General features: G+C 70.2%; 2 protein-coding genes (1 of these 2 running past the window's edge). Both read left to right on the top strand.

Annotation, left to right across the window (positions count from 1 at the left end; translation table 11 throughout):
* Window positions 1–13,495: the 3' portion of a non-ribosomal peptide synthase/polyketide synthase gene (locus M2157_RS46800; RefSeq protein ID WP_280868520.1), read on the top strand. It extends 10,910 nt beyond the left edge of the window; only the last 13,495 of its 24,405 coding nucleotides appear in the window; its start codon lies off the left edge, out of view; its stop codon occupies window positions 13,493–13,495.
* Window positions 13,492–14,295: an FkbM family methyltransferase gene (locus tag M2157_RS46805; protein ID WP_280868521.1), complete on the top strand. Its 804-nt coding sequence runs from the start codon at window positions 13,492–13,494 to the stop codon at window positions 14,293–14,295. Before M2157_RS46800 ends, M2157_RS46805 begins: the two co-directional genes overlap by 4 nt.
* Window positions 14,296–14,553: the final 258 nt, after the last annotated feature.

Consider the following 14,553-nt stretch of genomic DNA (forward strand, 5'->3'; position numbering starts at 1 on the left):
CAAGCCGACCGTGCGTGCCCTGGCGGCCGAGGTCGAGGGCTCTGCGCATGGGGCTGTGCCCCCTGTGACGGTGGTGGACCGGGACAGGCCGCTGCCGTTGTCGTTCGCGCAGCAGCGGCTGTGGTTCCTGCACCAGCTGGATCCCGGTTCGACCGAGTACAACGTCGTACTGCCGGTTCGGCTCGACGGTGTTCCGGACGTGGCGGCTCTGGGCGCGGCCCTGGACGCCGTAGTGGCTCGGCACGAGGTGCTGCGCACCAGGCTCCTGGCTGACGCCGATGGTGTGGCTTGGCAGGTGGTGGAGGAGCCCGTGCACCACCCGCTGCCGGTGGTGGACGTATCCGGCAGCGACGATCCGCTCGGCCAGGCGGAGCGCCTGGTCACCCAGGACATGACGGAGCCGTTCGACCTCGCCGCCGGACCCCTGCTGCGGGCGACACTGATCCGGCTGGGGATCGGGGAGAACATGCTGGTGCTGGCCATGCACCACGTCGTGTCCGACGAGTGGTCGGCGCGGATCCTCCACCAGGAGATCGAGGCGCTGTACGAGGCGTTCCGCGCCGGGGAGCCGGACCCGCTGCCGCCGCTGCCCGTGCAGTACGCGGACTTCGCGGTGTGGCAACGGCAGTGGTTGAGCGGTGACGTCCTGGACCGGCAACTGTCGTACTGGCGAAGCCAGTTGACCGGTGTGCCCGAGCTGGAGCTGCCGATCGACCGGCCCCGGCCGCCGATCCGCTCCTCGGTGGGGGCGACGACGCGGTTCACCGTCCCGGCGGAGACAGCGGAGGCGCTGCGGGCGCTGTCACGGGAGAGCGGCGCGACGATGTTCATGACGCTGCTCGCCGCCTTCGACGTGTTGCTCGCCCGCTACTGCGACGCCGACGACATCGCGGTGGGCACGGCGGTGGCGAACCGGAACCGGTCCGAGACGGAGGGCCTGATCGGGTTCTTCGTGAATACGCTCGTCCTGCGGACGGACCTGTCAGGTGACCCGACCTTCGCCGAACTCCTCGACCGGATACGGCAGACCGCGCTGGACGCCTACGAGCACCAGGACCTGCCGTTCGAGCAGCTCGTCGACGAACTCGTCACCGACCGGGACCGCTCCCGTACGGCCCTGTTCCAGGTGTACTTCAACTACCTCCGGGACGGCGCCGGATCAACGGACCAGGCGCCCGAAGCCGACGGGCCCGAGGAGGCGAGCGGCCCCGGCGCCTCGATGTCCCGGGACCTCGCCCTGTCCGACCTCGCGTTGTCTTTCAGGGACACCGGAGAAGGTGCGCTGACCGGCGAGTTCGAGTACAGCACCGCGCTGTTCGACGCGGCGACGGTGGAGCGGCTGGCCGATCGTCTCGTCGCCATTCTGCACGGCGTCCTGGACCCGGCACGCGCGATCGACGAGCTGGACCTCCTCACGGAGGCCGAGCACGCGACGCTGCGGTCCCTCGCCACCGGTCCGGAGCCGGACGCGGAGGGTGGCCCGGTCCACCGGCTCTTCGAGGAGTGGGCGCGGCGCACGCCTGACGCGGTCGCGGTCGTCGCGGACGGCCGGCACCTCACGTACGGGCACCTCAACGCCAGGGCCAACCAGCTGGCCCGTCGGCTCACGGCTCTCGGCGTCGGGCCCGAGAACATCGTCGGGGTGTGCATCGAGCGCAGCACCGAGACGGTCGTGGCCCTGCTCGGAGTCCTCAAGGCAGGAGCGGCATACCTTCCTCTGGACGCCGACCACCCCACCCGGCGGATCGCGCACATGGTCGCGTCGTCCAGCGCCTCGCTGCTGATCACCCGGTCTGCGACGGCCGAGCGCCTGACGCAGGTGTCCGTCCCGCGCCTCGCTCTCGACACCGACGGTCCCACGATCGCCACCTGCTCCACCGACAACCCGGACATCGAGGTGTCGCCGCACCAACTGGCGTACGTCATCTTCACCTCGGGCTCCACCGGCCAGCCCAAGGGCGTGCTGGTCCCGCACCACGCGTGGAGCCGGGAGCTCCGCGAGATGGGCCGCCAGTACGGCGTGTCCCCGGCCGATGTGACACTGCAGATCGCGTCCTTCATGTTCGACGCCGCCCAGGAACAGCTCTTCGCCACCCTGGCGCACGGCGGACGGCTGGTGCTGCGTGGCGAGCAGCAGTGGCCTGCGGAGCGGATCCTGCGCGAGCTGCGCGCCCAGGCCGCCACCTCGGTCGACATCACTCCCGCGCTGTGGGAGATGCTCATTCCCCACCTCGCCGCCCCGGGCGCCCTCGGACCGGACCTGCGCCTGCTGATCATGGGCGGTGAGGCACTCTCGCCGCAGACCCTCGCCCAGTGGTTCACGTACACACAGATACCCGTCCACAACGCATACGGCCCCACCGAGGCCACCATCACCTGTGTCGCCGGGCTGTTGTCCCACGCGGTGGCGAACGTACCGATCGGACGACCGATCGCCGGTGTCCGGGCCCATGTGCTCGACGCGTGGCTGCGCCCCGTGCCGATCGGTGTCGCGGGTGAGCTCTTCATCGGCGGCACCGGCGTGGCGCGCGGCTATCTCGGCCACGCTGCGCTGACGGCCGAACGGTTCCTCGCCGACCCCTTCGCCGCCGACGGCACACGGATGTACCGGACGGGCGACCGGGTACGCCGGCTGCCGAGCGGAGAGCTGGAATTCCTCCGCCGGGCGGACAGCCAGGTCAAGATCCGCGGCGTGCGGATCGAGCCGGGGGAGATCGAGGCCGCCCTGACCGCCCACGCGGGAGTCCGCTCCGCCGTCGTGACCACCCACGGCGAGGGCACCGGTCGCAGGCTCGTGGCCCACGTCGTACCCGCCGACCCCGCCGAGGGGATCCCGTCGACACCCGAACTGCGGGACCACCTGCGCCACACACTGCCCGAGTTCATGATCCCGGCCCTCTTCACCGAGCTGGCGGAACTGCCCCTGACCCGCAACGGCAAGACCGACCGCTCCGCCCTCCCACAGCCCGGCCCCGACGCCTGGGAAACCCACGAACACGTCGCCCTCTCCGGCGCGACCGAGGAACTGCTGGCGGGCATCTGGACCCAGGTCCTCGGAACGGACCGCATCGGCGCCGACGACGACTTCTTCGCCATCGGCGGCCACTCGCTGCTCGCCACCCAGGTCATCTCCCGCGTCCGCGAGGTGTTCGGCGCCGAGGTACCGCTGTCGGCGCTCTTCGACCACCCGACCGTACGCGGACTGGCCGTGGCCATCGAGGCATCGGCAACCGCGCCCACGGCCCCACCGGTGACGCCGGCGGACCGCGCCGAACCCCTGCCCCTGTCCTACGCCCAGCAACGGCTGTGGTTCCTCGACCAACTCGACCCAGGCTCGATCGCTCACGTCCTGCCGTCCCCACTGCCCTTGCCGGGAGACCTGGACGTGCAAGCCTTAGGGGCGGCGCTCGGCGGACTGACGGCCCGGCACGAGGTGCTGCGGACCCGTCTGGTGCCGGACGGGGACGGGGTGGCGCACCAGATCGTCGACCCGCCCGCCGCGTTCCCACTGCCCGTGGTGGACGTGTCCGAGGCCACGGACCCCGCGGCAGTCGCCCACGCCCTGATCACGGCCGACTCCCACACTCCCTTCGACCTCACGGGCGGCCCCCTCGTACGCGCCGCACTCATCCGCCTGGCCCCTGACGAACACGTCCTGGCACTCACGCTGCACCACGTCGTCACCGACGAATGGTCGGAACGCATCCTGCGACGCGAACTGACGGCCCTCTACGAAGCGTTCCGCGCCGGCTGCCCGGATCCGCTGCCACCGCTGGAAGTGCAGTACGCCGACTTCGCGGTCTGGCAGCGGCACTGGCTGAACGGAGAGGTGCTGGAAGGGCAACTGTCCTACTGGCGTGACCAACTGGCCGAGCTCACGCCACCGGACCTGCCGAGCGACCGGCCCCGACCGGCCGTACGCACCACGCAGGGAGCGGTGCTGCCGTTCACCGTTCCCGTGGAGGTGGCCCGCACACTGCGCTCGCTCTCCCACGAGAGCGGCACCACCATGTTCATGACCCTGCTGGCCGCCGTGAGCGTGCTGCTCGGCCGCTACACGGGGTCCGCGGACGTGGCCATGGGCACGCCGGTGGCGAACCGGAACCGTGCCGAGACGGAGGACCTGATCGGTTTCTTCGTGAACACCCTGGTCATGCGGGCCGACCTGTCCGGCGACCCCACGTTCACCGAACTCCTCGGCCGGGTACGGGAGACGGCCCTGGGCGCGTATGCCCACCAGGACCTGCCGTTCGAGCACCTCGTCGACGACCTCGTGGTGGACCGCGACCGCTCCCGCACGCCGCTCTTCCAGGTCCTCTTCAGCTACGACAACGACAGCGCCGTCCCCGACGCCGACGACACGCCACGCGACAGCTCCCGAGCGGTCCAGTTCGACCTGTCACTGCGGCTCGGCGACAGCGTACGCGGGGGACTGACGGGACAGATCGAGTACAGCACGGCGTTGTTCGACGCGGGGTCCATGGAGCGGTTGGCCAGGCATCTGATCACGGTGCTGGAGGCGGTGGCGGAGGACGCAGGGCGGCGGGTGGGGGGTCTGCCCGTGCTGTCCGTGGATGAGTGTGAGCAGCTGGTGCGGGGGTGGAACGGCACGCCGGTTCCGCTGCCGTCGGTGGGTGGGGTGCATGAGCTGATTGCCGCTCGTGCGGCCGAGGTCCCGGATGCGGTGGCGGTGGTCTCGGGCACACGTGTGTTGACGTATGGCGGGTTGGTGGCGCGGGCGAGTCGGCTGGCGCATGACCTGCGGGGCCGAGGTGTCGGTGCGGAGTCGGTGGTGGGCCTGTGCCTGCCTCGCGGTGTCGACATGGTCGTCGCGGTGTTGGGGGTGTGGCTGGCGGGCGGCACGTATCTGCCACTGGATCCTGAGTATCCGGTGGAGCGGCTGGAGTTCATGGTCGCCGACAGCGGGGCGCAGGTGGTTCTCCGTGAAGGTGATCTGGTGCTTTCGGAGGATCTGCCGTCGGCGGCTCCCGAAGTCGGCATCAGCAGCGAGCAGTTGGCGTATGTGATCTATACGTCGGGGTCGACGGGCCGCCCCAAGGGTGTTCAGGTGTCTCACGGCAGTGTGGTCGGCATGGTGACCGCGCTGGGTCCCGAGCTCGGTGTGGACCCAGGGGTCCGCGTGCTGCAGTTCGCCTCCTTCAGCTTCGACGCGGCGGTGCTGGACATCGCGGTGACGCTCGCTCACGGCGGCACGTTGGTGGTGGCGAGCGCGGAGGAGCGAGCGGAGCCCGACGCACTGACGTCCATGATCTGCGCGGAGGGCGTGGGTGCGGCGAGCGTGGTGCCCTCGCTGTTGGGTGTGCTGGATCCGCAGCAGGTGCCGGGTATCGAGACCCTGTTGCTGGGTGCGGAGCGGCTGACGGAGCATGTCGCGCGGGCGTGGGCTCCGGGCCGTCGTCTGGTGAACACCTACGGCCCCACGGAAGCGACGGTGATGGTCACTGCGGGTGCTGTAGATGGGGTGGGGTTGCCGCCCATTGGTGCTCCGGTCGCCAATGCCCGCCTGTACGTCCTGGACGCCTCCTTGCACCCCGTCCCGGTGGGTGTGGCGGGCGAGGTGTTCATCGCCGGCCCGCAGGTCGCCCGCGGCTATGCCGGCCGTCCTGACCTGACGGCGGAACGCTTCCTGGCCGAGCCCTTCGCCGCCGACGGCTCCCGTATGTACCGCTCGGGCGACCGGGCCCGCTGGCTCCCCGACGGCCGGCTGGACTTTGTGGGCCGGGCGGACCAGCAGGTCAAGGTCCGCGGGTTCCGGATCGAACCGGGCGAGATCGAAGCCGTCCTGACCACGCATCCCCGGATCCGTACCGCCGTCGTGGTCCCCTTCGGCGACGAGGACGACCGCCGACTGGCCGCCTACCTCGTCCCCGAGGACGTGGCAGAAGGCGTCCCACCGGTGTCCGACCTTCGTACGTACGCCGGCGCTCACCTGCCCGCCTTCATGATCCCGTCCGTCTTCACCGAGCTGGCTGCCCTGCCCCTGACCCCCAACGGCAAGCTCGACCGCTCGGCGCTCCCGGAGCCGGACGAGTTCCGGCAACTGGACACGTATGTGGCCCCGTCGGGAGCGACCGAAGAGTTGGTCTCGGACATCTGGGCGCAGCTCCTCGGACTGGATCAGGTCGGTGCCACGGACAACTTCTTCGAACTGGGTGGACACTCCCTCCTGGCCACCCAGGTGATGTCCCGTGTGCGCGAGGTGTTCGGGGTGAACCTCCCGCTTGCCACGATGTTCGACAGCCCGACGGTCGCCGGACTCGCCACTGCCCTGGACGCAGCGGTGCCGGGCGCACGGGAGCCGCAGTGGAGCGTCGTAAACAGGGACCAGCCGCTGCCGTTGTCGTTCGCTCAGCAGCGGCTCTGGTTCCTGGACCAGCTGGAGCCCGGCTCCACCGAGTACAACCTGCCTCTGTACCTGCCGTGGGACGGGGACTTGGACGTCGATGCGCTCACCGCCGCACTCAGTGCGGTGGTCGCGCGGCACGAAGTGCTGCGGACTCGTCTGGTCGCCGGCGTTGATGGAGTCGCGTATCAGTTGGTCGATCCGCCGTCGGCCTTTCCCTTGCCCCTGGTCGACGTGTCCGAGAGCGTCGATCCGGTGAGGGAGGCGGAGAAGTTGGCGCTTCAGGACGCGTGGGCGCCGTTTGACCTGGCGGAGGGCCCACTGATCAGGGGAGTACTGATCCGGTTGGACGAGCGGCAGCACTTGCTGGCGCTCCTGACGCACCACGTGGTCTCCGACGAGTGGTCGTCGCGGATTCTGCGGCGCGAATTGTCGGCGCTGTACGAGGCGTTCCGTACGGGAGAACCGAACCCGCTGCCGGCGCTCCCGTTGCAGTACGCCGACTTCGCCGCCTGGCAGCGACAGTGGCTGGAAGGCGAGGTCTTCGACGACCAATTGTCCTACTGGCGCACCCAGCTCGCAGACGTCCCGACACTGGAGCTGCCCACCGACCGGCCCCGCCCGCCCGTGCCGTCCTCCGAGGGCTCGATGGCCCCGTTCACCGTCTCGGCCGACACGGCAGAAGTGCTGCGAGCACTGTCGCGGGCGAACGGGACGACGATGTTCATGACGTTGCTGGCCGCGCTGAACGTGCTGCTGGGCCGCTGCGCGGGGTCGCAGGACGTCGTCGTCGGCACGCCGGTGGCGAACCGGAACCGGGCCGAGACGGAGGGCCTGATCGGGTTCTTCGTGAACACGCTGGTGATGCGGACGGACCTGTCCGGCGATCCGACGTTCACCGAACTCCTTGCTCGGGTACGGCAGATGGCCCTGGGTGCCTATGCCCATCAGGATCTGCCGTTCGAGCAGTTGGTGGACGAGCTGGTCGTCGAGCGTGACCGCTCGCGCACCCCGCTCTTCCAGGTCTTCTTCAGCTACGGCTCCGACGCGGGCGCGAGTGCCCGGGGGGCGACCGAGGCCGCCGACGACCTGGACTCCCCGGCCCCGCAGATCGCTGTGGCCTTCGACCTGTGGGTCATGCTCGAGGAATCGGACGACGGCTCCCTGAAGGCCGGGATCCAGTACAGCACTGCGTTGTTCGATGCGGTGACGGTGGAGCGGTTGGCCGGGCATCTGGTGACGGTGTTGGAGGCGGTGGCGGAGGATGCGGGTCGGCGTGTGGGTGAGCTGCCGGTGCTGTCGTCGGTTGAGCGGGATCAGCTTGTGCGTGTCTGGAATGACACGTCCGTGCCGCTGCCGTCGGTGGGCGGGGTGCATGAGCTGATCGCTGCCCGGGCGGTTGTGACTGCGGATGCGGTGGCGGTGGTTTCGGGTGATGTGGTGGTGTCGTATGGCGGGTTGATGGCGCGGGCGAATCGGCTGGCTCATTATCTGCGTGGTGTGGGTGTGGGTCCGGAGTCGGTGGTCGGGCTGTGTGTGGAGCGCGGTCTGGACATGGTGGTGGCGGTGCTGGCGGTGTGGCAGGCCGGTGGCGCGTATCTGCCGTTGGATCCGGAGTTTCCGGCGGAGCGGCTGGAGTTCATGCTGGCTGACAGTGGCTGCTCGGTCCTGGTGGGGCACCGGTCCGTCGCCGGTCAGCTCTCGGCGCAGACGGCGGTGTGGCTGGAGGATGCGGCCGTTGAGGCGGCTGTGGCGGTTCAGCCCTCCACCGCGCCGCGGGTGGCTGTTGCCGCCGACGGGTTGGCGTATGTGTTGTATACGTCGGGGTCGACGGGTCGGCCGAAGGGTGTGCTGGTCGGGCAGCGGAGCCTGGTCGGTTTCTTGTCGGCGATGGGTGAGCGGCCGGGTCTGGACGCGGGTGATGTGCTGCTTGCGGTGACGACGCTGGGCTTTGACATTGCGGGTCTGGAGTTGTGGCTGCCGCTGGTGTCCGGTGCCCGGGTGGTCGTGGCCCCGCGTGAGACGGTGGCGGATCCGGGGTTGCTGGCGGGTGAGCTGGTCCGGGTGGGTGCGTCGGTGGTGCAGGCGACTCCTTCGTTGTGGCAGATACTGCTGGCCGATGGCTGGCCGGGTGTTGCGGGCCTGCGGGTGCTGGCCGGTGGTGAGGCGCTGCCGACGGCCCTGGCCGGGGCGCTGCTGGGCAGTGGGGCCGAGGTGTGGAACATGTACGGCCCGACGGAGACGACGATCTGGTCGACCTGCGAGCGAGTCTCCGAGACCCCGCTGTCGATCGGTGCGCCGATCGCCAACACCCGGGTCTATGTCCTGGACGGGCGGTTGCAGCCGGTCCCGGTGGGTGTGGCGGGTGAACTGTTCATCGGCGGCGTCGGTGTGACGCGCGGTTATCTGGGTCGGCCGGCGCTGACCGGTGAGAGGTTCATCGCGGACCCGTTCGCGGATGACGGTTCTCGCCTGTATCGCACGGGTGACCGGGTGCGGTGGCTGGCGGAGGGGCGCCTGGAGTTTTTGGGCCGGGCGGACGACCAGCTCAAGGTGCGCGGTTTCCGCATCGAGCCGGGCGAGATCGAAGCCGTCCTGACCAGCCACTCGGCGATCCACACCGCTGTGGTCACGGCCCGCGGCACGGGCAGTGACCGGCGTCTGGTCGCCTACATGGTCCCGGCCGACCCGTCAGCCGGCGTCCCGCCCGTGTCCGAGCTGCGCGAGCATGCGCGCCGGGTGCTGCCGGAGTACATGGTCCCGTCTCTGTTCGTGGAGCTGGCGGCCATGCCGCTGACCCCCAACGGCAAGATCGACCGCTCCGCACTTCCAGAGCCGCACACGCCCCGGGCCGACGCTTCCTCCACACCCCCGGCGACCGCGACCGAGGAACTGCTCGCCGGTATCTGGGCGCAGGTACTGGACATCGACCGCATCGGCGTCCGGGACAGCTTCTTCGAGCTCGGCGGTCACTCCCTGCTGGCCACCCAGGTCATCTCCCGCGTCCGTGAGGTGTTCGCGACGGAGATCCCGCTCGCCGCCCTGTTCGATCACCCCACGATCCAGAGCCTGGCCGCGCTGATCGACACCGTCGCACGCACCACGAGCGGGCCGATCACTCCGGCGGACCGCACGCAGCCGCTGCCGCTGTCCTTCGCGCAGCAACGGCTGTGGTTCCTGGACCAGTTGGAGCCCGGCTCGGTCGAGTACAACATGTCGACCCGTCTGCACCTGCCCGGCGAGCTGGACCTACGGGCCCTCGGCGCGGCCCTGGACGCGATCATCGCCCGCCACGAGGTGCTGCGTACCCGGCTGGTCGCCGACGCCGACGGCGTACCGCATCAGATCATCGACCCGCCCGCCCCCCTCCCCCTGCCCGTCCTGGACGTGTCGGGATGCGAGGACCCGCGGAGCGCTGTGGGTGAAGCCGTCGCCGAGGACGCGCTGACGCCGTTCGACCTGGCGCGCGGGCCTCTGGTCAGGGCGACCCTGGTCCGGTTGGCGGATGACGAGCACGTGCTTGCCCTGGTGTTCCACCACGTCGTCTTCGACGAGTGGTCCGACCGTGCCTTCCAGCACGAACTGTCCGTCGTGTACGAGGCGTTCCGAGCCGACCGGCCGAATCCGTTGCCGCCGCTGGCGATCCAGTACGCGGATGTCGCCGCTTGGCAGCGGCAGTGGCTCTCCGGTGCTGCGCTGGAATCGCAACTGGCCTACTGGCGGCAGACATTGGCGGGTGCGCGGGATCTGGAGCTGCCCACGGACCGGCCGCGTGAGGCCGATCGGTCCACCGAGGCCGCGGTGGCCCGGTTCAGGGTGCCGGCGCGGACGGCGGAGGCGCTGCGGGCTCTGTCGCGTGAGCGCGGCACGACGATGTTCATGACGCTGCTGGCTGCCTTCGACGTCCTCATGGGCCGGTATGCCGAGTCGGACGACGTCGTGGTGAGCACGCCGGTGGCGAACCGGAACCGGGCCGAGACCGAGCAGCTCATCGGCTTCTTCGTGAACACGCTGGTGATGCGGACCGACCTGTCGGGCGCCCCGTCCTTCGTGGAACTGCTGACCCGGGTGCGGGAGACGGCCCTCGGTGCCTACGCGCACCAGGACCTGCCGTTCGAGCAGGTGGTGGACGCCGTGGCGGACGTACGGGACCGTACTCGTAGTCCTCTTGGGCGGGTGTCGTTCAACTACTCACCGGACGTCCGTGGTTCGGGTGACGTGGATGCCTCGGCCGGTGCGGGGGTGGAGACCGGCACGGGACTGCTGCCCGCGCAGTTCGACATGGTCGTGGCGCTGGCGGAGGACGACGGAGCGCTGGCCGGCGAGATCCAGTACAGCACCGCGTTGTTCGACGCGGTGACGGTCGAGCGGATGGCGGGTCACATGGTCACATTGCTGGGAGCCGCGGCTTCGGATGCCGAGCGGCCGTTGGGGGAGCTGTCGGTGCTGACCGAGGCCGAGGTCGGACAGCTGGTGCATGAATGGAACGACACGGCGGTGCCGTTGCCGTCGGTGGGCGGCGTCCAGGAGCTGATCGGCGCGCGGGCCGTCGCCGCTCCGGATTCGGTGGCGGTTGTGTTCGGCGACGAGGTGGTGACGTACGGCGCCCTGATGGCGCGGGCGGCCCGATTGGCGCACTACCTGCGCGGGGCGGGTGTCCGTGCGGAGTCGGTGGTGGGGCTGTGCTTGCCGCGCGGGGTGGACATGGTGGTGGCGCTGTTGGCCGTATGGCAGGCCGGTGGCGTGTATCTGCCGCTCGATCCCGAATACCCGGCCGAGCGACTGGAGTTCATGCTCACCGACAGCGGTGCGTCGCTGCTGGTGGGCACCGAGGATCTGGTCGACGACCTGCCGGTGGGGCGGCTGCGCACGGTCGTCCTGGACGACCCGGCCGTACGGGCGGCGGTGGCCGGTGAGCCTGGCCGGGAGCCCGAAGTGACCGTGGTCCCCGACCAGTTGGCGTACGTGATTTACACATCGGGCTCGACCGGGCGTCCGAAGGGCGTCCAGGTCACCCACGGCGGTGCCGTCAGCCTGGCGGTGGCGCAGCGGGACGTACTGGGCCCGGATGCGGGCGCGCGGGTGCTGCAGTTCGCGCCGTTCGGGTTCGACGCTTCCGTCTGGGATGTGCTGATGGCGCTGACCGGAGGCGGCAGCCTCGTGCTCGCCGGAGCCCGGGAGCGGGCGGAGCCGGGCCGGCTGGCGGCGCTGCTGGGACGAGCTGGGGTGGAGGTGGCGACCGTCCCGCCGTCGCTGCTGGACGTGCTGCGGCCTGGGGACCTGGGCGGAGTGGGGACGCTGTTCACGGCCGGGGAACGGCTGGAGGGGCATGTCGCGCGGCGCTGGGCCGAGGGGCGGCGGCTGGTGAACGCCTACGGCCCGACCGAGACGACCGTGTGCGCGACGGCGGCCGTGTGTGCGGTGGCGGACGAGGATGCCCCGCCGATCGGCGGGCCGATCGCCAACACGCGGGTGTACGTGCTGGACGCGTCCCTGCGGCCGGTTCCGGTGGGTGCTTCGGGCGAGCTGTTCATCGCGGGTGCGCAGGTGGCGCGGGGCTATCTCGGGCGGCCGGTGCTGACGGGCGAGCGTTTCCTGCCCGATCCGTTCACGGAGGACGGCGGGCGCATGTACCGGTCCGGGGACCGGGCGTGCTGGCGGGCGGACGGTCGGCTGGAGTTCCTGGGCCGCGTCGATGACCAGGTGAAGGTGCGCGGTTTCCGTATCGAGCCGGGGGAGATCGAGACCGCACTCGTCGGCCACCCGGCGATCCGCACGGCCGTGGTCACCGCCCATGGAGACGGCCCGGATCGCGCTCTCGCGGCCTACCTCGTGCCGACCGACCACAGCGAGGGCGTCCCCGAAGCGGCCGAACTGCGCGAACTGCTGCTGCGCAGCCTCCCGGACTACATGGTGCCCGCCGCTTACATGGAGCTGTCCCGGCTGCCGCTGACCACCAACGGCAAGGTCGACAAGGCGGCGCTGCCGGTGCCGGAGGCGGACCGCTCCCGCAGCGGCTCGTACGTCGCCCCTTCCGGCGAGGCGGAGGAACTCCTCGCGGAGGTGTGGGCCGAGGTTCTGGGCCTGGACCAGGTCGGCACCCAGGACAACTTCTTCGAGCTGGGCGGCAACTCCCTGCTGGTCACGCAGATCGTCGGCCGCATCCGCGGCGCCGGGCACGACATCAGCGTCGGTGACCTCTTCGACCATCCGACCATCGCGTCCGCCGCGCCGCTGATCCAGCTGCACACCGAGGACCCCGAAATCCGCTCGGCGGTGACCGTCCGTGCCGGTACCGTCCGGCCCGCCGTGTTCGCCGTCCACACCTTCACCGGTGAGGTCGCCGCCTTCGCGGAGGTCGCCGGGTACCTGTCCGAGGGGCAGCAGCTCTACGGACTGCAGCAGCGTGGCCTGACCGGCGAGGACGCCCCGCCGTCCTCGGTCGAGGAAATGGCGACGACGTACATCGGGGAGATGCTGCGGCTGCAGACGGACGGCCCCTACCTGCTCACGGCCCAGTCCGGCAGTTCCTACGTCGCCCTGGAGATGGCACGGCAACTGCGGGCGATGGGCAAGGAGGTGGGCGGCGTTCTGCTCATGGCGCCGGCCCGTCAGCCCTTCGCCCGGCGCCTGCCCAACCAGCCCTTCGACCGCGTGGCCCGCAGGCTCCTGGCCGGCGTCGAGCACGCCCTTGCCGCCGCCCCGGGCACGACACTGCCGCGGAAGGACGAGAAGCGGCTGCTGAAGAAGTACGGCGCACCGGACGACGAGATCGGACAGGGCGTCCGCGAAGGCGACAAGCACGCCCTGCGGATCATGCGCGCCCTGATCATCAACCGGCACGCCTACGCGTACTACGGCGAGCTGATGCACCGCGGTATGCGGACCTACGACGGCCGTGTCGTGCTCCTGATGCCGCAGGACGATCCCAAGAAGGCGTACCAGTGGACCCTGGAGCAGTGGCGGCTCCCGCTGTCCAGCGAGCCGGAGGTCGTGGACGTGCCCGGCAAGCACTCGGACATCTTCCACGAGGGCGGCGCCCGGGCCGTCGGCGCCTACCTGAGTGCCGAGATCGACCGCTGGCAGCGCCGCGCGGGAACCACCCGGCGCGGGGGAGGGGCGACCGCATGACGGGCCGGTCCCGGGCTGTCACGGCCGGCGCCTACGAACTGCCCAACGGGCGCCGGATCACCTGCGTCAGCCCCGCCGAGGCCAAGGTCCTCTGGGCGGAAGCCACGGCGGACGGCCTCTATGCCAAGGCTGCGAGCGAGCTGCGCCCCGGCGACACCGTCCTGGACATCGGGGCGAACATCGGGATCGTCTCCCTGATGTTCGGCTGGGCCGTGCCCGATCTGCGCATCGTCGCCGTGGAGCCCGCCCCGGCCACGTTCGCGTGCCTGGAATCCAATCTGCGCGAGCATCTGCCGCGGGCCGTGTGCATGTGCAGTGCGGTGTCCGACCGTGCCGGACACCGCACTTTCACCTACTATCCGAAGTCCACCGGGAATTCCGGGCTGTTCGCCGACCAGCGGGCCGACGACGAGAACACGCGGATATTCCTCCGCAACTCCGGAATCCCGGAGGAGTACATCGGGGAAATGATCAGCGGCCTGCACCGCGGAATCGACATGACCGTCCCCACTCTGACCGTCTCCGATCTCGTCCGGCAGCACGCGCTGCACCGGATCGACCTGCTCAAGATCGACGTCGAGCGGGCCGAACACCTCGTTCTCGCCGGCGTAGAACCGGCCCACTGGCCGCTGATCGGCCATGTCGTCGCCGAAGTCCACGACGAACAAGGCCGGTTGGCGGCCATGCACCGCCTCCTCGAAGCCCGGGGATTCACCGTCGGGATCAGCCAGGACCCCAGGCTGGCCGGCACGGACCTGTACGAACTCGTCGCCAGGCGCACGCCCGACGGCACCCTTTGACGTGTTCGAATGACGCCACGCCGCAGTTGAACGCGTTGAACACGACACCGCTGGATGAATGATCCAGCGGTGTGCCATCGTGAAGCGGACTTTCTCCCAGGGCAGCGCAGCGCACCGTCATCGCACCGATTCAGCTTTCTCATTTGCAGGGGACAACTGATGCTTTCTGATGCCAAGCGGGAATTGCTGAAGCGACGCCTCAGGGGAGAGCAGGTATCGCGCCAGGCATGGGAACCGCGTCCCGAAGGGCCGCTCCCC

It is taken from the genome of Streptomyces sp. SAI-127 (assembly GCF_029894425.1).
Taxonomy (GTDB): domain Bacteria; phylum Actinomycetota; class Actinomycetes; order Streptomycetales; family Streptomycetaceae; genus Streptomyces.